This is a genomic window from Paraburkholderia nodosa DSM 21604 (assembly GCF_000519185.1).
GTDB lineage: Bacteria > Pseudomonadota > Gammaproteobacteria > Burkholderiales > Burkholderiaceae > Paraburkholderia > Paraburkholderia nodosa.
The window spans coordinates 269497-294001 of sequence record NZ_JAFA01000004.1; the positions used below are offsets into that span (position 1 = coordinate 269497).

Annotated in this window: 23 protein-coding genes; 7 read left to right on the forward strand and 16 right to left on the reverse strand. The window is 65.1% G+C overall.

The genetic code is table 11. The annotated features are described in order from the left end of the window. Nucleotides 1-29 precede the first annotated feature (29 nt). Entirely contained in the window at nucleotides 30-2066 is a 2037-nt protein-coding gene (shc, locus tag A3CW_RS45565; RefSeq protein WP_051481318.1) for a squalene--hopene cyclase, read from the forward strand. Between the two features lie 36 nt (nucleotides 2067-2102). Here the strand turns inward: shc and A3CW_RS0107670 are convergent, their stop codons facing one another. The 10 genes from A3CW_RS0107670 to A3CW_RS0107715 form a co-directional block, all read right to left on the reverse strand. Continuing rightward, nucleotides 2103-3782, reverse strand: a complete 1680-nt coding sequence (locus A3CW_RS0107670) for a purple acid phosphatase family protein (protein WP_028203041.1) — start codon at nucleotides 3780-3782, stop codon at nucleotides 2103-2105. A 225-nt stretch (nucleotides 3783-4007) separates the two neighbouring features. Further along, nucleotides 4008-5180, reverse strand: a complete 1173-nt coding sequence (locus A3CW_RS0107675) for a porin (RefSeq protein ID WP_028203042.1) — start codon at nucleotides 5178-5180, stop codon at nucleotides 4008-4010. A 257-nt stretch (nucleotides 5181-5437) separates the two neighbouring features. Further along, a complete protein-coding gene (locus A3CW_RS50780) occupies nucleotides 5438-5614 on the reverse strand; it encodes a DUF1328 family protein (RefSeq protein ID WP_028203043.1) in 177 nt (58 codons plus the stop codon). Between the two features lie 251 nt (nucleotides 5615-5865). After that, on the reverse strand, nucleotides 5866-6162 hold the full coding sequence (locus A3CW_RS0107685; RefSeq protein WP_028203044.1) for a YciI family protein: 297 nt from the start codon (nucleotides 6160-6162) through the stop codon (nucleotides 5866-5868). A 12-nt stretch (nucleotides 6163-6174) separates the two neighbouring features. Beyond that, on the reverse strand, nucleotides 6175-6459 hold the full coding sequence (catC, locus tag A3CW_RS0107690) for a muconolactone Delta-isomerase (RefSeq protein WP_028203045.1): 285 nt from the start codon (nucleotides 6457-6459) through the stop codon (nucleotides 6175-6177). Between the two features lie 52 nt (nucleotides 6460-6511). Then, entirely contained in the window at nucleotides 6512-7843 is a 1332-nt protein-coding gene (locus A3CW_RS0107695; RefSeq protein ID WP_028203046.1) for a short-chain fatty acid transporter, read from the reverse strand. Between the two features lie 70 nt (nucleotides 7844-7913). Further along, on the reverse strand, nucleotides 7914-8894 hold the full coding sequence (locus A3CW_RS45570) for a 3-hydroxyacyl-CoA dehydrogenase (RefSeq protein ID WP_051481299.1): 981 nt from the start codon (nucleotides 8892-8894) through the stop codon (nucleotides 7914-7916). A 2-nt stretch (nucleotides 8895-8896) separates the two neighbouring features. Further along, complete coding sequence (locus tag A3CW_RS0107705; protein ID WP_028203047.1) at nucleotides 8897-9598, reverse strand: SDR family oxidoreductase; 702 nt, start codon at nucleotides 9596-9598, stop codon at nucleotides 8897-8899. Nucleotides 9599-9643: 45 nt separating this feature from the next. Further along, entirely contained in the window at nucleotides 9644-10696 is a 1053-nt protein-coding gene (locus A3CW_RS0107710; protein ID WP_028203048.1) for a cyclase family protein, read from the reverse strand. A 73-nt stretch (nucleotides 10697-10769) separates the two neighbouring features. After that, the gene (locus A3CW_RS0107715) at nucleotides 10770-11513 is read right to left on the reverse strand and encodes an IclR family transcriptional regulator (RefSeq protein ID WP_028203049.1); all 744 of its coding nucleotides are present in this window, start codon (nucleotides 11511-11513) and stop codon (nucleotides 10770-10772) included. A gap of 167 nt (nucleotides 11514-11680) precedes the next feature. Here A3CW_RS0107715 and A3CW_RS0107720 point away from each other — a divergent pair, with 167 nt between their 5' ends. Next, a complete protein-coding gene (locus A3CW_RS0107720; protein ID WP_028203050.1) occupies nucleotides 11681-12466 on the forward strand; it encodes a DinB family protein in 786 nt (261 codons plus the stop codon). Here A3CW_RS0107720 and A3CW_RS0107725 read toward each other — a convergent pair. Next, nucleotides 12463-13428, reverse strand: coding sequence for a LysR family transcriptional regulator (locus A3CW_RS0107725; RefSeq protein ID WP_028203051.1), 966 nt, complete (start codon nucleotides 13426-13428; stop codon nucleotides 12463-12465). The genes A3CW_RS0107720 and A3CW_RS0107725 overlap by 4 nt on opposite strands. Nucleotides 13429-13568: 140 nt before the next feature. Between A3CW_RS0107725 and A3CW_RS0107730 the strand changes: the two genes are divergently transcribed. Next, nucleotides 13569-15854, forward strand: a complete 2286-nt coding sequence (locus tag A3CW_RS0107730) for an NADP-dependent malic enzyme (RefSeq protein WP_028203052.1) — start codon at nucleotides 13569-13571, stop codon at nucleotides 15852-15854. An 81-nt stretch (nucleotides 15855-15935) separates the two neighbouring features. On the opposite strand, the gene A3CW_RS0107735 is transcribed toward A3CW_RS0107730, so the two are convergent. Next, nucleotides 15936-16205, reverse strand: a complete 270-nt coding sequence (locus A3CW_RS0107735) for a hypothetical protein (RefSeq protein ID WP_028203053.1) — start codon at nucleotides 16203-16205, stop codon at nucleotides 15936-15938. 353 nt (nucleotides 16206-16558) lie between these two features. On the opposite strand from A3CW_RS0107735, the gene A3CW_RS50105 reads away from it, so the two are divergent. Then, nucleotides 16559-16912, forward strand: a complete 354-nt coding sequence (locus A3CW_RS50105; RefSeq protein WP_051481300.1) for a hypothetical protein — start codon at nucleotides 16559-16561, stop codon at nucleotides 16910-16912. A 19-nt stretch (nucleotides 16913-16931) separates the two neighbouring features. On the opposite strand, the gene A3CW_RS0107745 is transcribed toward A3CW_RS50105, so the two are convergent. The 4 genes from A3CW_RS0107745 to A3CW_RS0107760 form a co-directional block, all read right to left on the reverse strand. After that, complete coding sequence (locus A3CW_RS0107745; protein WP_028203054.1) at nucleotides 16932-17480, reverse strand: GNAT family N-acetyltransferase; 549 nt, start codon at nucleotides 17478-17480, stop codon at nucleotides 16932-16934. Between the two features lie 51 nt (nucleotides 17481-17531). Then, nucleotides 17532-18122, reverse strand: a complete 591-nt coding sequence (locus tag A3CW_RS0107750) for a helix-turn-helix domain-containing protein (RefSeq protein ID WP_035512518.1) — start codon at nucleotides 18120-18122, stop codon at nucleotides 17532-17534. Between the two features lie 102 nt (nucleotides 18123-18224). Further along, entirely contained in the window at nucleotides 18225-19616 is a 1392-nt protein-coding gene (locus A3CW_RS0107755) for a uracil-xanthine permease family protein (protein ID WP_028203056.1), read from the reverse strand. A 116-nt stretch (nucleotides 19617-19732) separates the two neighbouring features. After that, nucleotides 19733-20191, reverse strand: coding sequence for a hypothetical protein (locus A3CW_RS0107760; RefSeq protein ID WP_028203057.1), 459 nt, complete (start codon nucleotides 20189-20191; stop codon nucleotides 19733-19735). Nucleotides 20192-20262: 71 nt separating this feature from the next. Between A3CW_RS0107760 and A3CW_RS0107765 the strand changes: the two genes are divergently transcribed. The 3 genes from A3CW_RS0107765 (at nucleotide 20263) to glpK (ending at nucleotide 24484) form a co-directional block, all read left to right on the forward strand. Beyond that, nucleotides 20263-21042, forward strand: a complete 780-nt coding sequence (locus A3CW_RS0107765; protein WP_028203058.1) for a DeoR/GlpR family DNA-binding transcription regulator — start codon at nucleotides 20263-20265, stop codon at nucleotides 21040-21042. Nucleotides 21043-21338: 296 nt separating this feature from the next. Next, on the forward strand, nucleotides 21339-22889 hold the full coding sequence (gene glpD, locus A3CW_RS0107770) for a glycerol-3-phosphate dehydrogenase (protein ID WP_028203059.1): 1551 nt from the start codon (nucleotides 21339-21341) through the stop codon (nucleotides 22887-22889). A gap of 92 nt (nucleotides 22890-22981) precedes the next feature. Then, a complete protein-coding gene (gene glpK / locus A3CW_RS0107775; protein WP_028203060.1) occupies nucleotides 22982-24484 on the forward strand; it encodes a glycerol kinase GlpK in 1503 nt (500 codons plus the stop codon). The last annotated feature ends 21 nt before the right edge of the window (nucleotides 24485-24505 follow it).

A 24505-nucleotide genomic window follows, 5' to 3' on the forward strand; every position in this document is an offset into this window, starting at 1 on the left:
ACATTCCGTACGGATGGTATGATCCGCCGATGCAAAATTCCAACCCGCCTTTTACCGCCTCCGCAGCCGCCATGGCGGCGCTCGACGCCTCGATCGTTCGCGGCCGCGAGGCGCTTGTGCGACAGCAGGACGCCGATGGAAGCTGGTGCTTCGAACTCGAGTCGGACGCCACGATCACCGCCGAATACATCCTCATGATGCATTTCATGGGCAAGATCGACGTGGTGCGTCAGGAGAAGATGGCGCGCTATCTGCGCGCCATTCAGCGTTTGCAAACGCACGGCGCATGGGACCTCTACGTGGATGGTGCGCCCGATGTCTCGTGCAGCGTGAAGGCGTACTTCGCGCTGAAGGCGGCAGGGGATTCGGCGAACGCGCCGCACATGGTGCGCGCGCGGGAGACCATTCTGAAGCTCGGCGGGGCCGCGAAGTCCAACGTGTTCACGCGCATTCTGCTCGCCACCTTCGGTCAGGTGCCGTGGCGCGCCACGCCGTTCATGCCGGTCGAATTCGTGCTGTTCCCGAAGTGGGTGCCGATTTCGATGTACAAGGTCGCCTACTGGGCGCGCACGACCATGGTGCCGCTGCTCGCGCTCTGTTCGCTGAAGGCGCGCGCGGCCAATCCGCATGACGTATCGATTGCCGAACTGTTCGTGACGCCCCCCGAAGAGGAGCGCGAATACTTTGCGCGCGGCAAGGGCGTCCGCCGGCTCTTGCTCGCGGCTGACCGGGCGCTGCGCCATATCGAGCCGCTGCTGCCGCGCGCGCTGCGCCAACGCGCCATGAAATACGCCGAGGCCTGGTGCGCCGAGCGCATGAACGGCGAGGACGGCATGGGTGGCATTTTTCCGCCTATCGTGTACAGCTACCAGATGATGCAGGTGCTTGGGTATCCTGAAGATCATCCGTTGCGCCGCGACTGCGAGAATGCGTTGGAAAAGCTGCTGGTCGAGCGCCCGGACGGCAGCGTGTATTGCCAGCCATGTCTCTCGCCCGTGTGGGACACGGCGTGGAGCACGATGGCGCTCGAGCAGGCGCGCACGGTCGTGCCCGCCGATCCGGCGTCGGCCGCGATCAGCGACCTGGAACTCCAGCAGCGCATTGCGCGCGCGTACGACTGGCTCGCCGGGCGTCAGGTGGACGACGTGCGCGGCGACTGGATCGAGAACGCGCAGCCCGACACGCCGGTTGGCGGCTGGGCCTTCCAGTACGAGAACCCGTACTATCCCGACATCGACGACACGGCCGTGGTCGCCGCCATGCTCCATCGGCGGGGCCGCGGGGAGGCGCGCAAGACGGGCGTGGACCCGTATGCGGCGCGTGTCGCGCGCTCGCTCGACTGGATGCGCGGCCTGCAATCGCGCAACGGCGGCTTCGGGGCCTTCGACGCCGATTGCGACCGCCTCTATCTGAACGCGATCCCGTTCGCGGATCACGGCGCCTTGCTCGACCCGCCAACCGAAGACGTATCGGGTCGCGTGCTCCTGTGCTTCGGCGTAACTGGCCGCGCCGAGGACAAGGCGGCGCTTGCGCGCGCCATCGCGTACGTGAAGGCCACGCAGCGAGCCGACGGCAGCTGGTGGGGCCGCTGGGGCACCAACTATATCTACGGCACGTGGAGCGTGCTGGCAGGTCTCGCGCTCGCGGGCGAGGACCCGAGGCAGCCGTACATCGCACGCGCGCTCACGTGGCTGCGTGCACGCCAGCACGCCGATGGCGGCTGGGGCGAGACCAACGACAGCTATATCGACCCGCGCCTTGCCGGCACCAACGGCGGCGAAAGCGCGTCGAACTTCACCGCGTGGGCGCTGCTCGCGCAAATGGCGTTCGGTGACTGGGAATCCGAATCGGTACGGCGCGGCGTGGCGTATCTGCTATCCGTGCAGCAGGAAGACGGATTCTGGTGGCATCGCTCGCATAATGCGCCGGGGTTCCCGCGCATTTACTACCTCAAGTATCACGGGTACACGGCCTATTTTCCGCTATGGGCGCTGTCGCGCTACCGGCGGCTGGCGAGCGGTGCGGTCGTGGTGCGGGAAGTGGAAGAAGCCGCGCTCGCAGTCTGAATTCGAAGCGGGGCGCAAGCGCCCCGCGTGGTTCGCTTAGCGTGACTTCGCCAGCGTAATCGTTTCGAACAACTCATAATTGCCGGTCGGCGTTTGATCCGCACCGGGCGCGTGATAGTAGTTCATGGTGATCGTCGTCTTGCCGCCGTGCGTGCCGGGATCGACGTCGAACACCGCAATGCCATAGCCCGTGCCCGTATCGCGCTGCGCCGACCAGATCGCGTCTTCGAGCGCATCCGCCGTGGGGCGCGCGAAGGTGCCCGCGGTCGTGCCCGCCACCGGGTGGTTGGGCTTCGTGAACACCTGGGCCTGCGGATTGCCATTGCCGGCGTCCACGCCGTACACGTCGAGCGGCGCGCTCGTGCCGCCGCCGCCCAGGATCAGGTGGACGGTGCCGTGGCTCGTGTCGAAGGTGTTGCCCGCGCCCTCGGCGTGCGTGACGGGACGCGGCTGAAGCGTGTCGACGCTCGCGCCAGTCTTCGCATCGACGCCCGCGTGATGATTGCAGCCGCGCACCGGGTAGCTGCGCTCGTAGTCGTGATCGTGGCCGCACACCACGAGGTCCACGCCATAGCGGTCGAACAGAGGCAGCCACGCTTCGCGAATGCCCTTGTCCGAGCCGTTGCCCGTTTTCGACGAGCTGAGCGCGTCCTGGTGCATCTGCACCACGATCCAGTCGATATCGTCGTCGTCCTTCGCCTGCTTCAGGGTTTGCTCGAGCCAGCGCGTCTGCGCGCCGTTGCTGTAGCCGCGCACATAGAACGACGTGCCCGGCTGAACCGGCGCGTTGCCCGTGCTCGCGGCAGGCACGAGCGGCAAGGGGCCGGCCACGAACGCGGCGGCGTCCTGGTAGACCACGTCGTCGGCGTCGAGCGAGACGAACAGCACGTTGCTCACGCGGAAGCTGTACCAGCGGCCCGAAAACTGCGTGCCGTTATGCGGCAGCGTATAGCGCGTGAGATACGAATTCAGACCCTGCGGGCCGTTGTAGAACTCGATCTCGTGATTGCCGGGGCACGGCATCCACGGACGATTTGCCGACGACGTCTGATTGTTGTTGCCGAAGTCGCGCCACACATCGGTCTGGTGCGCGGGATTCAGGTTCGCGTAGCAGAGGTCGCCATTGAGCAGATGAAAGAGCGGCTGGAAGCGCTCTACGGCCTCGACGGCGAAGCGGCTTTGCGGCGACGACAGCACCCAGCCCGTGTTCGGCGTGGCGAGGTCGCCGTAGCTCGTGAAGCGGAACTTTGCACGCCCGCGCGGCGCCGTGGCGAAGCTCGAAGAAAACGGGCTGCTCGCGTGGCTGTCGTTATCGGCGGTGACTTCGTAGCGGTAGGTCGTCGCCGGGTCCAGACCGCGCAGCCGCGCGTGATACGTGAACACGACGCCGCCGGTGAGCCCGTCGGTATAGGTGCGTTGCACGGCGTGCACCGTCTCGCGTTTGCCGCGATCGGCGCTGTAGATCACACGCGGATTCGTGGAGGAGGCGAGCGATGCCCACGAAACGACGACTTCGCGTGTCGGGTCTTCGCCCCAGGTGAGGTGGATCTGCTCGGGCGTGCCGTCCGGAGTGGCGGCGTCGGCTTTCGCGCTGCCCGCGAAAGCCGACGCCGCGCTCGCGAAGCCGGACGCGCCGGCGAGCTTGAGGAAGCCGCGGCGCGAGACACTGGCGCCGCTTTCGGTGGATGCATTCTCGGGGATGTCTTTTTTCGTCATGTCGTCTCGCCTCGGGAGCAGAGGGCGAAGCCTGCGCTGGCGGACTTGCATGACTGACGCGCGCGGGCGCAAGCATCGCAGGGTGAGTGTCTGCGCAACGATGGCGCGCTTGCATGACCCGGCGATGACATTGCCCTTATTTTACGCAGCACGACGGGCCGCGCTCATTACGCGCGACCCGCTGTTACGCCGCTGTTACTGCGCGTCTACCCGTTAAGCATGGGCTTAGAACTTCAGGCGCATGCCTGCCGCGACGACCGCTTGCGTATTGCTGGACGAAGCCGCGAGGTTGTAGATCGACGCATTGCCGAGCACCGGAATGCCCTGCGCGCCAGAAACGCGCTGATAGACGCCTTCCAGATACACGTCGGTGCGGCGGCTCAGCGCGTAGTCGGCCTGCAGCATGAACTGGTTCCAGTGCGGCGACGCGTTGCCTTGCGCGCGGCTCACCGAGCCGTCCGTATAGGTATAGGCGCCGCCCAGACTCAGTTGCGGCGTGAGCGCATAGCGGCCGTTCACTTCGAAGTTATTGAACGTCAGGTAGTCGGCGTCGAACGTATTGAGCGAGCCGCCCTGGGCGATTTGCGTGGGCTCGGCGACCATCGTGCGCGTGAACACGAGGCCCACTTTCGCCGGCCCGATCGTATAGCTGCCGCCCGCGCCGAGCGTGCGTGTGCGTGCAGCCACGAACATCGGATCGTTGTCGGTGCCGCTGCCGGCGCTCAGTGCGCCGTTCGTGGTCGAGCCGGGCTCGTTGCCCTGGAAGTACGCTACGGCCAGGTTGACCGGGCCGCCGTTCCACGAAGCGCCCATCGTGTAGGCGTTATTGTTCGCGAAGCCGCCGCCCTGGTTGCTGAACGCGTAGGCGCCTTCGACCTGGAAGCCCGCGTAGGTTGCGCTGCGGAACTTGACGGCGTTGTTCATGCGCACGTCGTTGTTGAGGTTGTCGTTGTCGAACGGGTGCATCGCGATGTTGCCGCCGAAGCCCGAGCCCGTGGCCGACATGGGCGCGATCATGTCCACGAGCGCGTCGTACTGGCGCCCGAGCGTGAGCGTGCCGTACTGGTCGCTGGAGAGGCCCAACCATGCCTGGCGGCCGAACAGATAGCCGCCGTTGGAGCCCTTGCCGTTGACGACCGAGAAACCGTTCTCGAGGTCGAAGATCGCCTTGAGCCCGCCGCCCAGGTCTTCCGTGCCGCGCAGGCCCCAGCGGCTCGTGCTCACGTTGCCGGACTGCATGCCCCACGTCGTGCCATGACCCGTGGACGACTTCTGATTGCTGACGTAGTCGAGGCCCGCATCGACCGTGCCGTAGAGCGTAACGCTGCTTTGTGCGTGAGCGCTCGTGCAAGCGGCGGCCGCCGCGAGCGCGAGGAGGTTCAACAACGTTTTTTTCATTTCGGTTCCGTAGAGAAGGAGGATTCTTCGTGTGTGGCGGAACCGGAAATTTAGGCGAGGGCGATTACGCAAACGTGTCGAAAATGGCCCGTAAAATGAAACTTCGTTTAGGTTCTTGATACGTTCGGTTCATGAGAAAAGCCGGTTGCGATATGTGGTTGAGAAGTCAACCATAGGCGCCGCGCCTTTCAGTACGCGGGCGCGGCCCGATGGGGCCCGGGGCGGCGTCGGCGCCCCGGGCGTCGTTTGCGCTTCGGTCAATCGACGATCTTCTTCGTGACCACGAGGGCGATCACGAGGAACACCACGCACAGCACCACGAAGATAAAGAACAGGATCTTCGCAATCGCGGCCGCGCCGGCCGCAATACCCGTGAAGCCAAACAGAGCCGCGATCACGGCGATCACGGCAAAGAACAGGGCCATTTTTAGCATGATCGGTTTCCTCTTCGCGTGAAGGCGCCGCCACATGGGCCGCGCTGCTTGATGGACTGACGGCGTACCTGCTCAGCAATCGATGTGCCCAGCACGGGGCGCGCAGCAGGGGCGCCTAACCGCGCGGGAATGAAAAACGGCCCGGCGTGCGCAGGCACACGCCGGGCCAACACGGCGCCGCACAGGGGAGCGCGGCGCCGTCGAGGGTCGAAAACGAACTGATTGGTCGCGGGACTGCAGGCGCTTTGCGCTTACAGGTAGGAGGTTCCGTCGATATAGGCCTTGCGCCAGCGAACGATCTTCACGCTCTCGAACAGCCCGACGTGCGTGAACGGATCCTGCGCGATGAAGCGCTCGGCCTCCTCACGCGTTTCGAGGTCGACGATATAGATGCCGCCGCCTGCGCCGCTGCCGTCGTCGTTGAGCTTCGCGCCGCAGGCCAGCAACAGCGCCTTGTTGTGCGCGAGAAACTCGAGATGTGCATCGCGCTCGCGCGCGCGTACCTCGGCGTGACCGGGCTTGTCGAACGTCTCGATGAGAAAAGGCATGGCGCGTTCCTCTCAGTTGGGCACGATGGCCGACGGATGCTGGGCGAGCGGCGTCACGCTGATCTTCAGGAACGGGAAAAGCGGCAGCGCGGTAAGCAGCGTATGGAGTTCGTCGTTCGACTCGACGTCGAACACGCTGTAGTTCGCGTATTCGCCGGCCACGCGCCACAGGTGGCGCCACTTGCCTTCTCGTTGCAGCTTCTGCGAAAACGCTTTTTCCTCGGCTTTCAGGGCGTCGGCGAAGGCGGCGTCGGTGCCGTGCGGAATCTGCACCTGCATGTGCACGAGATACAGCATGAATGGTCTCCAGTGAGGGGGTAGTTCAGGGAAGGCCGCGTATAAGTTCCGGTCAGCCCCAGGCGAGAATCGCAACCGAATAAACGATGCCGATCCAGAACATCATGATGACCGTGTAGCCCATGATGTCCTTGAGTTTGAGCTTGGAAAGCGCGAGGGCGGGCAAAATCCAGAACGGCTGCACGAGGTCGTTCCATGCGTTGCCGAGCATCACGGCCGTCGACGTATGGCCCACGGAGGCGCCGATGGTCTTCGCCGCTTCGATCATGAACGGTCCCTGAATGACCCAGTGGCCGCCGCCCGAAGGCGCGAAGAAGTTGATGACGAACGAACTGATCAAGCCCCAGAACGGCAGCGTGGCCGGCGTCGCGATCTTCACGAATGCTTCGGAAAACGTATTGACGAGACCCGAAGACGCCATGATCGCCATGATGCCCGCATAGAACGGGTACTGCAGAATGATGCCGCTAATCGTGCGAATGCCTTCGTTGAGCTTCTCCACATAGCGGATCGGCGTGCCGAGCAGCAGGATGCCGAGGAACAGAATGAAGAAGTTGATGAGGTTCAGGTCGATCGAGCCGCCCTGCACGAAGTGCAGCGCGACATAGCCCATGCCGATCAGGCCGATCACGTAGCTCAGAATACGGCTGTTGTTCAGGCGGTTGGCGAGCGTGTTGCCTTCGTCGAGATCCACGCCGAGCGCGGCCGCCTTCTGCTGCTTATCTTCCCGGGCGCGATCGATTTCCCTGATCGGCTGACCAGGCTTGGGGTGCAGCCATGCGTTCAGGAGCGGCAGCGTGAGGATGGTCACGAGGCTCGTGATGAGCATGGTGTGCGAGAAAATCGTTTCGGTGAGCGGAATGACGCCCATTTGCGCTTCGAGCGGATGTCCCTTCGTGGAGATCAGCACGGGAATGCTGGCCGAAAGCCCGAGGCCATAGAGCGTAAAGCCGCTATACGCCGAAGCGATGATGAGCGGGTAGTGCACCCCTTTCACACGCAGCGCGAGCTTGCGCGCGACGATACCGCCCACCACGAGGCCGAAGCCCCAGTTCAGATAGCTGCCGATGCCGCCCACCAGCGTCGCGACGACGATCGCCATGCGCGGATCGTTCACGCGCGCCACCACGCGGTTCAGAAAGCGGTCGGTCAGTGGCGCGGTCGCCAGCACGTAGCCCATCGCGAGAATCACCGCCATTTGCGTGGTAAACGCGAGCAGCGCCCAGAAGCCCTTGCCCCAGCTCGTGGTGAGGGCCGTGACGGCTTGCCCCTGCACGATCACGGCAAGGGCCATCGTCAGCAAGGTGAGGCCGATCGCGAACACGAACGGATCGGGCAAATACCGGCGCATCAGCTCGGTAAAGAAAGCGGTGACTTTCTGCATGGAAGTGTCTCTGATTGAATCGTAATAGTTGTCGGGTCTCTTCGGCTCTCAGCGCGTGCGTTCGAAGCGCTTATGAGTCGTCGTGGCTTTGGGTCTTGCGATGGCGGGCGAGCTGCATGAGCTGGCGGTCGCGCCAGCCCACACGCTCGTCCCATTGATCGAGCGGCAACGCCGCGCGTCTCGCCGCCTCGACCTGGGCGACGAGTTCGGGCGTCCACGGGTCGTGCTGGCCGTGTTCGGCGCCCATGCGTGCGTACGAAGGGCCCATCTTCTGCGCATGCGAGGCGATGCCGCCGCGCGTGTTCAGATCGACGGTCTCGAACGGGCCGATCACCGACCAGCGCGGGCCGAGGCCTTCACGCATCACGGTGTCGATGTCTTCCACCGACGCCACGCCGTCGCGCACGAGGCAATACGCTTCGCGCAGCACGGCGCCTTGCAGGCGGTTGAAGATGAAGCCTTCCACCTCGTGCTTTACGCGCACGGGCTTCATGCCCGCTTCGGCGTAGAGCGCGATCGCGCGCGCGGCCGCCGCTTCGGACGTGAACGGTGCGGGCACGACCTCGATCATGGGCACGAGATAGGGCGGGTTGCCGGGATGGGCGACGAGGCAGCGCGCGCGGCCGGGCAGCGTAGCGTCGACGAATTTCGAAGCGGCGAGAAACGACGAAGCGCTCGCGAGGATCGCTTCGGGCGGCGCGGCGCGGTCGAGCTGCGCGAAGATCTCGCGCTTGAGTTCGGCGCGCTCGGGCGCGCATTCCTGCACGAGGTCGGCTTGCGCCACCGCGGCTTCGAGCGTCTCGACGATCGCGACGCGCGCGGCGATTGCCTGCGCGCTTTCGTCGAGCAGGGCGAATTGCGTGAGCGCGTCGAGGCGCAGCGCAATCTCGTCAGGCGCGGCGGCGCGGCGTGCAGCGTCGGGATCGTAGAGGCGCACGCGCCAGCCGGCCCGCGCAAAGCAGATCGCGAACGCCACGCCAATGCTGCCCGCGCCGACGATGCCGGCGCGGCGCGGTTCGCAGGCTTGCGCAGGCGTTTCGGGGGCTGCCATCTTCAAACCCCCGCGACGCCAACGGTCATGCCGCCGCACACATAGAGCACCTGGCCGGTGACGAAGCCGCTGCGCGCGTCGAGCAGATACGAGGCCGCGTGCGCGACATCGTCGGGCGTGCCTATGCGCCTGACCGGCACGGCATTGATGATTGCTTCGGTGCGCGGCGCGCCAGGCGGATTGGCACGGTCGAACAGTTCGGTGCGGATCGGGCCCGGGCCAATGGCGTTCGCGGTCACGCCGAACGCGCCGAGTTCGAGCGCCCATACACGCGTCATGCCGATCAACGCGGCCTTGGTGGCCGAATAGGCCGTGCGCAGCTCTTTGCCAAGCGCGGCGCGCGACGACATGTTGACAATGCGCCCGAAGCCCGCGGCCTTCATGCCGGGCAACAGCGCCTGCATGCACTGCTGCGCGCAGCGCACGTTGAGGGCCCATGCACGTTCGAGTTCTTCGAGCGACTGGTGCTCGGCGTCGTTGGGCACGACCACGCCCACGTTGTTGATGAGGCGCGTGATGGGGCCGCCTTCCAGCGCGAGGGCGAGCGCCGCTGCCGTCGCCCGGGTGTCGGAGAGATCGGCGATGATGCCGTCGCCCACGCGGTCGATCACGACGGCCTCGTAACCGTCGGCCTCGCAGCGTGCGGCGCACGCGGCGCCGATGCCGGCGGCGCCGCCGGTAATCAGGACTCTTTCTTTAGCCATGTCTTTCAGGAATACAGATAAAACAAAGGATAACGAATCAGTTCGTCAAACCGTCGCGACAGGCGTGACGGGCGAGCCCATGGCGCCCGGCAGCCGCAGCGGCGGCGCGGTGAGCATGAAGCGCGAGCGCTGGTGCTCGCGCAGCCACTGGGCGAGATCGCGCAAATACCAGAGCTCGCCCAGCGGCAGGCCGAGCTTGAAGAGGCAGTGGTGATGCAGCGGCATGAGCGGGTGGTCGCCGGGTGTGGAGGCCGCACGCGCGGGGTAACGTTCAACGGCGTAGTTGTCGGCCGCGAGCGCCGCGATGCCCGAATCGCTGATCCATTGCAGCAGGCGCTCGTCGCGCCCGTCGAGTGCGCTGCAGTGGCTCGACAACACGGCTTCGTCGGGCTGGCGGTTCATTTCGAGCACCATCTCCGCGAAGCCGGTGCGCAGCACGAGCATGTCGCCGCGCTCGACTTCCACGCTGTCGGCCTCGATCACGCGCATCAGGTCGTCGTAGCCCACGGTGCGAAACTCGCGGCCAAAATGCGCGGCGAAATCGATCAGCACGCCGCGGCCCTGCATGCCCTTGACGGCAAGGTGCTCGATGCCGAGCACATCGGCATGGCTATGCTCGCCGCCGCACGCGTGAGGCGCGAAGTTGTCTTCCGCGCGATATTCCATCGGGCCGACCACGTCCACGTTCGCGCGATAGCCGTTGTAGTAGACGCTCTCGGCCGCACCGTCGCCGTTGGCGTCGAAGCGCGCGCCGACGTGCGCGAGCGAATCCCACTGCGTGGAGTATTGGAGCGAGAGCAGCACCTGGTCGTCGCTCACCACGTCGGTCGCGCCCGCAACGTTCCGCGCGAACGGGAAGTTCACATAGGGCAGGCCGTCGCGGAAGGTGGGACGCAGCACCGGCGGATGGCGGCGCACGTTGAGCTTGCTGTCGCCGGGAAAGTCGAGCGGCAGCGAAAGGGTGAACGTGAGACCCGCGCGTATCTCCTGCGCGCCCTTGAGCACCTGCTCGGCGCCGATGAGATTGGGGCGGCCCAACTGATCGTCAGGACCGAAGTCGCCCCAGTTCGAGCCTTCCGGCCGGTTCTTCCAACGCATGCTTAACCCTCCACTTCAGGAATTCCGCGTTTCGCGCCTCGCTGCATTCAGCGCCCGAGGCGCTTGATGTGCCTCACGCGGCAAGCAGCGTTGGCGGGATTTGCGCGTACACCTCGAGCAGCGCCTTCACGGCGTTCTGCTCGTTCTTGAGAAGACGCGCCTTGGGTGCGCCGATGACGAGCGCAAACGCCTCGCCATGAATCAGGAAACCGCGCGCGAGGCCGGCTACGTCCTCTACGCTCTCGCCCGTCGAGCGATGCCAGCCGTCCGTCACGCCCTGCTCGACGTCGCGCTCGAACGCGCCGCGGTCGATCACCGCGCCATTGGCCGAGCGCAACTGCGGCTCGCAACTGTCGAGCAGTTTGCGGCGCGCGGCCGGGGCGAGCGCGCCGAGCAGCGCCTTGCCCGCGGCGCTCGCAATGGTCATGAAGCCGCCGGGCTCGTCGCTGTAGCGGATCTTCTGGCGCGACTCCATCACGTCGAGATAGACCACGCGGTTGCCCGCAAGCGTGGCGAGCGCAGCGGTTTCGCCGGTCGCGTCGCGCAACGCGGAAAGCAGCGGCTGGAACATCAGCGTGAGCGGGTCCTCGCTGCAAATGTCGCGCGCCACGTGCAGCAGACGCTGCGTGGGGTAATAGCCCGCTTTCACGCCCGGCGCGTACAGATAGCCTTTGGCCACCATCGTCTGCAACAGCGCGTGGCAGCTCGACAGCGGGATCTCGGTTCGACGCGCAATCTCGCTGTAGATCATTGGTTGCCGGACTTCGGCAAAGAGGTTGATCACGTCGAAGACGCGCACTGCAGTTTTCACATCCATGAGAGCATTATCGGCATACCGATAACCAGCTGACAATACGATTACGGGTAAACACCTAAATCGTCGCAGTGATTGAGTTCGCCCCCGTCTGCGTTTGATCGCTTGCTTCTTCGCGTTTTGTAACGTATCGTTTTGATACGTTACGATTCGAGCTATTAGGAGGCAACGTGCATTCACGCTTCGACCGTTTTAAGGCGACACCGCTCGCCAGCCAGCTGGAAGCCTTGATCGACGCGCCTGGGCGCTATGTGGAATATGCGGTGCTTTCGCGCGTCGGCGTGGCGGCGATTGCCGCGGTGGCCGAGGAAATCGCGCTGAAGTTTCCGGAAATCGGCGAAGACACCACGGCGCGCCAGTACTGCGGCGCGCTGGTGGCCGAGGTGATGCGCCGCCACGGCCACGAAGTCGCGCAGGCGCGCGGCCGTGTGAGCGGGGCGCTGTTCAGCTATGGCGCGGTGTTCAGCGCGCAGCCGGTCGTCCTGCCGTTCGAAGCGGTGATCGAAGCGCTCGCAACCATGCCGGAACGCTTCGCGGCGCTCGTCAAGCGCGTGCCCATCAATCTATGGGCGCGCCGGCCAGGCGGCACGGGCTTCTCGTTGGTCGAACACGCATGCCATTTGCGCGATCTCGACGCTGTTTTCGCCGAACGGTTCAGCGTCGTACGCAAGGCTCAGCTGCCGGACATCGCATCGGTGAACGGCACGGCGCTCGCGGAAGAACGCGAATACATGAAGCAGGATCTTGTCGCCGCAATGGGCGAGTTCAGTGAAGGGCGGCGCCGTCTTTGCGCCTCGCTCAAACGCCTCACGCCCGAGCAGCGTTTGCGCTGCGGGCTGCGCGACGGTGTACGCCGCATGACGCTGGAAGAACTCGTGCGCGAACTGCTCGACCACGACCGTACGCACGGCCTGGAGCTGGAGGAGCTGGAAAGCGAGCTGCAGGAAACGGCTTAGCCCCGCGCTTTTTCCGCCTCCTGATAGAACTCGCGCAGCGACTGCCCGAAGGTGGCGTCGACATCGCGCAGCACGCCCGCGCGCGTGAACATCGCAACGGGAGGCAGCGTCCAGTCGAGCGTGTACGGCACGATCGCCACGCCCGCGAAGTGCACGAGTTCCTCGGCAATATCGGCGGGCACGATCGACACGGCGTTCTCGTTCGTGCTGATCATCTCGCCGATCAGCCGCGACGTGTAGCTCTCCACGATCGGCACGGGCGGCGCCACGCCCGCATGCAGGAAGAGGTCGGAAATCTGCTCGCGGATGGGCGTATGCGGCGCGCCCAGGATCCAGTCCAGTTCGACCAGCTTTTCCCAGTCGAGCTTGCCGCGCGCGAGGCGCGCCGCGAGCCGGCGGCTGGCGATGAGCCGCGGCTTTTGCTGATGCAGCACCTCGAAGCGCAGCTGCGAGACATCGACCGCCGAAGACGCGCGCCCGATCACGATATCGAGCGTATGGTCGCGCAGCTGCGGCAGGAGCGCGTCGCTCGTGCCTTCGTGAATCGTCATGGTGACGCGTTGCGGCAGCCGCGACTGCGTGAGGCGAATGGCGGCGGCGAGCGTGCGGCCCGAGATGAACGGAATCACGCCCACGTGCACGCGCGTGGCGTGGCCGGCCACCACGGCTTCGATGTCGCGCGCGAGGTGGTCGAGGTCGTGCAGCATGGCCTGGGCGCGCGCGAGTACCACGTTGCCGAGCGCCGTGGGCGTCATGCCGCGCGGCGTACGGTCGAAGAGCGGCGCGCCGAACATGCTCTCCATTTCCGCCAGCGCGTTGGTGACGGCCGGCTGGCTCGTCGCCATGTGTTCCGCCACGCGCGTGAGCGAGCCGTGCTGGCGGATCTGCAGGAGCAGGACCAGATGGCGCATTTTCAGGCGCGTATTCAACCGCCTCGTCACGTCGTCAATGCTGAAAGACACGATTCCCCAGGGTATTACCAAAAAATGATGGCCCCATACTAAATCAAAATGAGCAGGTTATGAGGGCTCTCTAGAATCGCTTCATTCGAACATGACCGCCGCGCCTTCCGTGCGTGGGGCACACCATCAGAGTGAGGAACATGAACAAGACCGATCGTCAGGCCGCCCTCGAATATCACGAATTTCCCACGCCGGGCAAGATTTCGGTGACGGCCAGCAAGCCGCTCGTCACCCAGCGCGACCTCGCGCTCGCCTATACGCCGGGCGTGGCCGTGGCCTGCGAGGAGATCGTCGACAATCCGCAGAACTCGTTCCGCTACACGGCGCGCGGCAATCTGGTGGGCGTGATCACGAACGGCACGGCCGTGCTGGGTCTCGGCAACATCGGCGCGCTGGCCTCCAAGCCGGTCATGGAAGGCAAGGCGGTGCTCTTCAAGAAGTTCGCCGGCATCGACGTGTTCGACATCGAAATCACCGAAAGCGACCCGGACAAGCTCGTGGACATCATCGCGAGCCTCGAAGCCACCTTCGGCGGCATCAATCTGGAAGACATCAAGGCCCCCGACTGCTTCACGGTCGAGCGCAAGCTGCGCGAGCGCATGAAGATTCCGGTCTTCCACGACGATCAGCACGGCACCGCCATCACCGTTTCGGCCGCGTTCATGAACGGCCTGAAAGTGATCGGCAAGGACATTTCGAAGGTCAAGGTCGTGACCTCGGGCGCGGGCGCGGCGGCGCTGGCCTGTCTGGACCTCATGGTGGATCTGGGCCTGCCGCTCAAGAACATCTGGGTGACCGACATCGACGGCGTGGTCTACCAGGGCCGCACGACGCTCATGGACCCGGACAAGGAGCGCTTCGCGCAGGACACCTCGGCGCGCTCGCTGTCCGACGTGATCGAAGGCGCGGACGTGTTCCTCGGCCTGTCGGCTGGCGGCGTGCTCAAGGCCGAGATGGTCAAGAAGATGGCGGACCAGCCGCTGATTCTCGCGCTCGCCAACCCCACGCCGGAAATCTTCCCCGAGGTCGCGCTCGAAGCGCGTCCGGACGCGGTGATCGCCACGGGCCGTTCGGACTTCCCGAACCAGGTCAACAACGTGCTGTGCTTCCCGTACATCTTCCGCGGCGCACTCGATGTGGGTGCAACGACCATCACGCGCAACATGGAAATCGCAGCGGTGCACGCGATCGCCACGCTCGCGGAAGAAGAGTTGAACGACTCCGTGGCGGCCGCATACGGCGCCTATGATCTGCGCTTCGGTCCGAAGTACCTGATTCCGAAGCCGTTCGACTCGCGTCTGATCGTGCGTATCGCGCCGGCTGTTGCGAAGGCGGCGATGGAAGACGGCGTGGCCACGCGCCCCATCGACGACTTCGGCGCCTACACGAACGAGCTTCAGCAGTTCGTGTATCACTCGGGCGCGTTCATGAAGCCGATTTTCGCGGCCGCGAAGCAGTTCGTGCGTGACGGCAGCAAGTCGCGCATCGTGTTCGCCGAAGGCGAGGAAGAGCGCGTGCTGCGCGCGGTGCAGGTGATCGTCGACGAGAAGCTTGCGCGTCCGATCCTGATCGGCCGTCCCGAAGTGCTGCTCGCCCGCATCGAGAAGTTCGGCCTGCGCCTGAAGCTCGGCGAAGACGTGGAAGTCACGAACCCCGAGTACGACGAGCGCTTCCACCAGTACTGGACGACCTATTGGGAACTGCGTTGCCGCGACGGCATTTCGAAGGAGATGGCGCGCGTGGAAATGCGCCGCCGCCTCACGCTGATCGGCGCGATGATGGTGCGCTTGGGCGACGCGGACGGCATGGTGTGCGGCACGGTGGGCGCGTATCACGACCACCTGCGCTTCGTCGACGAGGTGATCGGCAAGCAGCGCAACGCGAATACGTATGCGGCGATGAACATCCTGCTGCTCGACAAGCGCACGGTCGCGATCGTCGACACGCACGTGAACGACAACCCGAACGCCGAGCAGATCGCCGAATTCACGCTGGCTGCAGCACGCCAGATGGAATGGCTGAATCTGCAGCCGAAGGTCGCGCTGCTCTCGCGTTCGAACTTCGGCTCGGGCAGCTCGGCTTCGGGCACGAAGATGCGCGAAGTGCTCAAGCTCGTGACGGAAAAGAATCCCGATCTGGAGATCGATGGGGAAATGCACGGCGACTGCGCGCTGGACGAAGCCCTGCGCCTGCGCATCCTGCCGCATTCGAAGCTCAAGGGCGCGGCGAACCTGCTCGTGTGTCCGAACGTGGACTCGGGCAACATCGCCTACAACCTGCTCAAGACGGGTGCGGGCAGCAATGTGGCGGTCGGGCCGTTCCTGCTGGGCGTGAATGCGCCGGTGAACGTGCTGACGTCGAGCTCGACGGTGCGACGCATCATTAACATGGCCGCCTTGACCGTGTTGCAGGCGAACCGCGACTGAGTGCAGGCACCGGACGCACGCAGTGCGTCCCGATGAAAAACGCGCGATGGCTTCTGGCTGTCGCGCGTTTTTTCTTTTCGGTCAGGCCGGCGTATCGGCGAGCTGTTCGTCGATCAGGCGGCAGGCCGCGCTGTAGCCGCCCATCAAGGCGTCGATATCGGAGTGGAAGGGCAGCCCGGCGGCGTTGTCGATTTTCAGGGGCGAGGGCGAGGCGCGCTCGTCGATCGCCGCGATGCTTACCAACGCTGCATAGCGAGGCCGTTCGATTTCCAGGCGCTCGAGCGGGATCGTGCCATTCGCTTCGACGCCAACGCGGATTGCGTAGCCGCGATATTCATAAGTGCGATTCATGACTGCATTGCCGTACGGATTACAACCTTCAAGCGTACGGCGCGCGAGCTTAAGTCAACCTTACGTAAGCACGGTATGAACGGGAAGAGACCTTGTCATATTGCGCACGAATCGAGGCAAGACGAAAGGTGCTGAAAGGTGTTGGTTGGCAGGGTGCGCAAAGGATTATCGTCCGACGAATAAAGCGTGTTCGCAGGCGCCTTCCCTTAAGGTTCTCTTCAGCTTGGAGCAGGCACGATCTCATACCTCTGCCCAGCGTCGCGCATTGCCATGCGCTTGACATTCTCGAGGCGTAGGGTGGACCCAGCCAGACTGGATATCGTTGTCCGCGCAACTTTCTGGAGTGCAGCCCCATGAAGCCGCCGACCGATCGCCTGCACGCCTACCTGTTCGTCGCTTCGCTTTCGGCGATCCTCATTCAGGTCGCCGTGTTCATTTCGATTCTCCTGCTGCACGTTCCGGAACGCGCCTTCGAGTCGTCGCCGTTTCGCGTGGCCGTGGTCGCGGCAATAGGCTGCGTGCTGCTCGTCGTGCGCAGGCAGGCGCGGCGCGCCACGCGCGAGGCCGAGTCCCGCAACCGCAGTCAGGCGAAGCTGCGTGCCACGCGCGCAGCGTGCGCTTCGAAGCGCGCGGCCCGTGCACCGCTGCGAGCGCGCCATATCCGCGGTGCCATGACGGCGGCTGCGGCCCGCTCGAGCGCACGTTGAGGCGCCGGGCGCGCGCGCCTCAGCCGTCCACCGGCGGGGCGGGCATCGCCAGATTGAGCTGGTAAAACGCGGCGTCGAGCCAGCGTCCGAACTTGAATCCCGCTTCCTTGATCGTGCCCGAGTGCGTGAAGCCCAGCTTGGCGTGCAGCGCGATGCTGCCGGCATTGGTGGCGTCGATGCAGCCCACGAGCACGTGAATCTGTTCCTCGCGGGCGCGGCGGATCAACTCCAGCAGCAGGCGCTCGCCAAGGCCACGGCCGCGCTGGTCGCGGTGCACGTAGACGCTGTGCTCGACCGTGTACTTGTTGGCGGGAAACGCGCGAAACGTGCCCCAGCTCGCGAAGCCGAGCAGCGTGCCGGCCTCGTCTACGGCGCCCACGACCGGAAAGCCGTTCGTGCGCTTGGTGCCGAACCACGTGGCCATTGCCTCGGGCGGACGCGGCTTGTAGTCGTAGAGCGCCGTTGAATTGACGATCGCGTCGTTGAGGATCTCGAGAATCGCCGACGCATGGTCCGCTTCGTTGCAATCGATGAAGCGCACGCCATCGCTCTGTGAGTTCGAATTCATAGGGAATCCTCTTTAAATGAACAAGGTGGAAGATCGGCGAATGACGCGGGTTCAGATACCGCTCACGTCGCAAATCGCGACGACGTAGTGCGCGGCCTGCGAGCCTGGATTGCTGAAGATGAGCGGCTGATCGAGCCGCATGGCGAGGCAATCGCCTGCATGAAGCGAATGTCGTTGATTGCCCAGCTCCACGTCGATCCGTCCTTCCATCACCCAGACCTGCTGGTGAATCACAGTCTCGCGGCTGCCCGTTTCGTAGGCTACGCGCGCGCCGGCCGGGAAATCCACTTCGACCAGCTGGATCGGCGAAGGCCAGTTGGGCGGCGACACGCTCCGGCGCGTATAGCCCGACTGCGGGTCGCGCCACTGCGCCTGCTGCGCGCGGCGCACCAGCGGCTCGGCGGGCGCGCTCTCGCCGCTTGCGCCGAACAGGCTCGCCATCGAAACCGACAGCCCCGCCGCGAGCTTTTCGAGCACCACGGCCGTGGGGCTGGCGGCGCCGCGCTCGATCATCGAGATCATCGAACGGCTCACGCCGCTGCGCGTGGCCAACGCGTCGAGCGTCAGGCCGCGTGTGGCGCGCAGGTCGCGCACGCAGCGGGCAATGCGCTCGTTGATGCCGGCGTCGGTCGGGGTGTCCATTGAGCCTGTTTCCAAGATGATGGAGTCATTATCCAGTAAATTGGAAATCATGGTCAATGAAAAAGCGTGCGGTCCGGTATCGGGGCCACACGCCCGGCAGGGTTACGGCTTTTCCGGCAGGAACCAGTTCATCACGAGCGCGCAGATGCCGCCCGTTGCAACGCCCGACTCCAGCACGTTCTTGAGCGCATGCGGCAGGCTGGTCAGAATCTCCGGCACCTGCGAGACGCCCAGGCCCAGCGCCAGCGACACCGCGATGATGAGCAGCGCGCGGCGGTCGAGACGCGTGCCCGCGAGGATGTTGATGCCGGAAGCGGCCACCGCGCCGAACATCACCATGGCCGCGCCGCCCAGCACGGGTTCGGGCACGGCCTGCAGCACGCCGGCCACGGGCGGGAAGAGGCCCAGCACGACGAGCATGCCCGCGATCCAGAGGCCCACGTGGCGGCTGGCAATGCCGGTGAGCTGGATGACGCCGTTGTTCTGCGCGAACACGGAGCTGGGAAACGTGTTGAAAAAGCCCGCGATCAGCGAGTTGAAGCCGTTCACGAGCACGCCGCCCTTGATGCGACGCATCCACACGGGACCTTCCACCGGCTCTTTCGACACCTTGCTGGTGGCGGTGACGTCGCCGATCGCTTCGAGCGAGGTCACGAGGTAGATGATCAGCATGGGGACGAAGAGCGACCACGAGAAGCCCAGACCGAAATGCAGCGGGGTCGGAATCTGGAACAGCGCGGCTTCGCGCGCGCCGGTGAAGTCGAGCCGACCCATTGCGCCCGCAACGATGTAGCCGATGGCGAGCGCAATGACGAGCGCCGTGCTGCGCACCCAGACGACGGGCACGCGGTTGAGCACGATGATGGTGCCGAGCACGAGGCCCGAAAGCGTGAGGTTCTGGACGCTCGCGAAGTTGCCTTTGGCGATGGCGCCATAGCCGCCGCCCATGCTGATGAGGCCGACCTTGATGAGCGTGAGACCGATCAGCAGCACGACGATGCCGGTGACGAGCGGCGTGATGAGGCGCTTGATGAAGGGCAGGATGCGCGACACCGCCATTTCGACGAACGAGCCCGCAATGACGACGCCGAAGATGGCGGCCATCACGGTTTCGACGGGCGTGCCCTGCTTGACCATCAGGCTGCCGCCCGCGATCAGCGGGCCGACGAAGTTGAAGCTCGTGCCCTGCACGATGAGCAGCCCCGCGCCGAGCGGCCCGACGCGCTTGCATTGCAGGAACGTGGCGATGCCGGAAATCACCAGCGACATCGAGACGATCAGCGTGGTGTCGCGGCTGGAGACGCCCAGCGCCTGGCAGATCAGGAGCCCCGGCGTGACGATCGGCACGAGGATCGCGAGCAGATGCTGAAGCGCGGCCACGAAGGCGATGGTGGGCGCGGGGCGGTCGTTGGGGCCGTAGACGAGGTCGTGGGTGAGTTCGGTGTCGTGCGCGCCGCGGGTGGCGGCGGGCGAGGTCGATGAGGCGGATTGCATCGGGCGCGGCGGGTGAAAAGGGAAAGCGCAGCATTTTAACGGAAGCTACGGGGGAGCCCTGGGGGCGCCCGCGGCCCGTGAATCCCTCGCGCTCCCTTGCCCGCCATCACCGGCCGCTATTTGCCGTTGCGCGCTCGCGCCTGCTCGGCGAGCGCCTTGTAGTCGTAGGTCGGATAAAACTCCGTGCGATAGCCGCCCCACGCGGTTTGCTCGATCGCGCGGTTCACCTCGCGCAGCCGGTCGGCGGGCACACGCAGCGTCACGACCTGGCCGATCCCCATCATCACGTACCACGAGACCACTTCGATGCCGGGCGGCGGAAAGGCCTTGTAGAAGCCCTGCTCCGCGAGTTGCTGATTGATCTTCGGCAGCGGCTTCGACTCGTCGTGCTTCAGGAAGATCGTCAGGAGGAAGGTGCCGTCGCCAGCGGGTGTGGCGGAGGCGGCGGGCGCAGCGGGGGGCGTCGCGCCGGGGTTCGTTTGCGCGGCGGCGGGCAGGGGGGCCAGCAGCGGGGCCAGCATGGCGGTCACGGCGATCACGGCGGCGCCTGCTATCCATTTGCGTACGGCATGCATCGGCTTTCTCCTGAATCGGGTGGGCAAGCCCTTACAATAGGTCGGTCCTCACTTGCATGCCAAACGAGCCAATGACACGAGATCCTCGCCTCACCCTGAACGCGCGCCAGCAGGCAATGCTCGAATGGGTGCAACGCGACGGCTTCGTCACGGTCGACGATCTCGCCTCGCATTTCGACGTCACGCCGCAAACCATTCGCCGCGACGTGAACTGGCTCGCCGACATGAATCTGCTGCGCCGCTATCACGGCGGCGCGAGCCTGCCCACGAGTTCGGAGAACGTCTCGTACAGTGCGCGGCAGCACATGTTCCATGATGAGAAGCGCCGCATCGCGGCCCTTGCAGCCCAGCACATTCCCGATCAGGCATCGCTCTTCATCAACCTCGGCACGACGACCGAGGAAGTCGCGCGCGCACTCAATCATCATCAGGGCCTGCGCGTCGTCACGAACAACCTCAACGTAGCGAGCGTGATGAGCGGCTACCCCGACTGCGAAGTGATGATCACGGGCGGCGTCGTGCGGCCCTGGGACAAAGGGATCGTCGGCGAGCACACCATCGACTTCATCCGCCAGTTCAAGGTGGATTACGCGATCATCGGCACCTCGGCCATCGAGACCGACGGCACGCTGCGCGACTTCGACACGCGCGAAGTCCGCGTGGCGCAGGCCATCATCGAGCATGCGCGCACGGTCTACCTCGTGGCCGACCATTCGAAGGTCGGCCGCCCGGCGCTCGTGCGCCAGGGGCATTTGAGCCAGATTCACGCGCTCTTCACCGACCAGCCGCTGCCCGAGGAAATGAACGAGGCGGTGCTCGCAGCGGGTACGCAGGTTCACATCGCCGCGTAAGCCGCGGGATTGTCGTCCGCGCTTGTTCTGAGCGCGTCGTCCGCGCGGTCTCTCTATTTCCGATCTGAAGTCCGGCGCGCTTCGCGCGTGGGCGGGACGTTGTCTGGCCCGGAACGCGCTCGCGCCCCGTTTTCATTCGCACCTGCCGAACGTTCGAAACATGTTCGATGAATGTTCGTTTACGCACTGCTTTCGATCAATTCCCCTTAAATCGAACCTTTACTTTTTCGTTCGTGTTCGATAAATTTCGAATTCGAACATTTCGAGGTTCGTTTTTCTTTCAGGGACACAGCAGGGTGACTCAACAGAACCGGTACGATCTGCTCGTCGTGGGCGGCGGGATCAACGGCGCGGGCATCGCGCGCGACGCGGCCGGCCGCGGGTTGTCGGTGCTCCTTTGCGAGCAGGACGATCTCGCCTCGCATACCTCGTCGTGCAGCACCAAGCTGATTCACGGCGGGCTGCGCTATCTCGAGTACAAGGAATTCGGGCTCGTGCGCAAGGCGCTGCAGGAGCGCGAAACGCTGCTGCGCGCCGCGCCCCACATCATGTGGCCGCTGCGTTTCGTCATGCCGCACATGCCGAATCTGCGTCCCGCCTGGCTCATTCGCATGGGCCTGTTTCTCTACGACCATCTTGCGAAGCGCGAATTGCTGCCGGGCTCGCGCGGCATCGACATGCGCCGCCATGCGGCGGGTGAGCCGCTCATCGACTCGATCCAGCGCGGCTTCGTGTATTCGGACGGCTGGGTCGACGACGCGCGCCTCGTCGTGCTCAACGCGCTCGACGCGCAAGAGCGCGGCGCGCAAATCCTCACGCGCACGAAGCTCGTTTCCGCCGTGCGCACGAATGCCACGAACGGCGCGGATGGCGAATGGCAGGCGCTCCTGCGCCGCCCGGACGGCAGCACCTTCGACGTGCGCGCTCGCGCCATCGCCAACGCGGCCGGCCCGTGGGTGGGCGAGGTGCTGCATGGTGCGCTCGGGCGCGGTGCGCAGCACAGCGTGCGGCTCGTGAAGGGCAGCCATATCGTCACGAAGCGCCTGTTCGATCACGACCACGCGTACATCTTCCAGAACCCGGACAAGCGCATCATTTTCGCGATTCCGTACGAGCACGACTTCACGCTCATTGGCACGACCGACGTGGAGTATCACAACGATCCCGCGAAGGTCTCGATCGACGGCGACGAAACGCGCTATCTGTGCGAGTCGATCAATCATTATTTCAAGCGCAAGATCTCTCCCGCCGACGTGCGATGGACCTACTCGGGCGTGCGTCCGCTGCTCGAGGAAGAGGGCGCGGAGAATGCGTCCGCCGTCACGCGCGACTACAAGCTCGAACTCGACGAAACCGCTGGCGCGCCGCTGCTTTCGGTGTTCGGCGGCAAGATCACGACCTTCCGCAAGCTTGCGGAAGAAGCTTCGGACATGCTGTGCCGCGTGCTCGACCACGCCGCGCCTTCGTGGACGGCGGGCGCGCCGCTGCCCGGCGGCGATATCGCGAACGCGCGTTTCGAGCCCTTTGCACAGGACTTCGCCAGACGCCATGCGTGGCTTCCCGCCGCGCTTGCGCGCCGCTACGCACGCGCATACGGCACGCGCGCCGAGCGACTTCTCGGTAATGCGCAATCGCTCGCGGACCTCGGCGCCGAAGTCGCGCCGGGCATTTACGAGGCCGAATTGCGCTACCTGCGCAACGCCGAATGGGCCACGCGCGCCGAAGACGTGCTGTGGCGCCGCTCGAAGCTGGGCCTCCATGTCGCGCCGGGCACGCTCAATGGCGTGGCCGCCGCAATCGATCACTGGTTTGCCGCAACAAGCGCGATGGCGACCGCGCAGCACTGAAGTTCGCCGGCATCACGCAAGGTAAGGTACGTACCCCCACGCGCCGTCCCCGCGGCGCGTTATCACAACTAGTACAGACGGAGATGAGAGACATGCAGGAACAGTACATTCTTGCGCTCGACCAGGGCACCACGAGTTCGCGCGCCATGCTATTCGATCGTCAGGGCAACATCGTTTCGGTTGCCCAGAAGGAGTTCGAACAGATTTATCCGCAGCCGGGCTGGGTCGAGCACGATCCCCAGGAAATCTGGTCGACCCAGGCGGGCGTCGCTGCCGAGGCCGTGACGCGGGCCGGCATGAACGGCACCAACATCGCCGCGATCGGCATTACGAACCAGCGCGAGACGACGATCGTCTGGGACCGCGAGACGGGCCATCCCGTCTATAACGCCATCGTGTGGCAGGACCGCCGCACAGCCGACTTCTGCGATTCGCTCAAGGCGCGCGGCCTCGAAGAGAAAGTGCGTGCGAAGACGGGGTTGCCGATCGATTCGTACTTCTCGGCAACCAAGATTCGCTGGATTCTGGACAACGTGCCCGGCGCACGCGAAAAAGCGCGTCAAGGCAAGCTCGCGTTCGGCACCGTCGACAGCTGGCTCGTTTGGAACTTCACGAAGCACGAACTGCACGTGACCGACGTGACGAATGCGTCGCGCACCATGCTCTTCAATATTCACACGCGCCAATGGGACGACGAGTTGCTCGACGCCCTCGAAATTCCGCGCAGCATGCTGCCCGAAGTCCGTTCGTCATCCGAAATTTACGGTCCGACCAAGACCACGGTGTTCGCCTCGAAGATTCCGCTGGCCGGCATCGCGGGCGACCAGCAGGCCGCGATGTTCGGCCAGATGTGCACGAGCACGGGCATGGTGAAGAACACCTACGGCACGGGCTGCTTCCTGATGATGAACACGGGCACGCAGCCCATCGAGTCGAAGAACAACCTCGTCACGACGATCGCGTGGCAGATCGGCGACGAAGTCAACTATGCGCTCGAAGGCAGCATCTTCATCGCCGGCGCGGTGGTGCAGTGGCTGCGCGACGGCATGGGCATCATCAAGAGCGCGCCGGAAATCGAAGCGCTCGCCGCGAGCGTGCCGCACACGGACGGCGTGTACCTCGTGCCGGCGTTTGCGGGCCTCGGCGCGCCGCACTGGAACGCGCACGCACGCGGCACGCTGTTCGGCGTGACGCGCGGCACGACCTCGGCCCATCTCGCACGCGCGGCGCTCGACTCGATCGCGTACCAGTCGCTCGACGTGCTGGCGGCCATGGAGGCGGATTCGGGCATCAGCGTGGGCGAGCTGCGCGTGGACGGCGGCGCGAGCGCGAACAATCTGCTCATGCAGTTCCAGGCGGATCTGCTCGGCGTGGATGCGGTGCGCCCGAAGATCACCGAAACCACGGCGCTCGGTGCGGCCTACCTCGCAGGCCTCGCAACCGGCTACTGGCAGAACGTGGGCGAACTGCAGAGCCAGTGGAAGCTCGACCGCCGTTTCTCCCCGTCGATGCAGGCCGCGCAGGTCGACGCCTGTCGCGCGGGCTGGCAGCGTGCGGTGCGTGCGGCCAAGGCCTGGGCGGACGACTCGCACTGAGCAACGCAGTCAGCTTTTCAA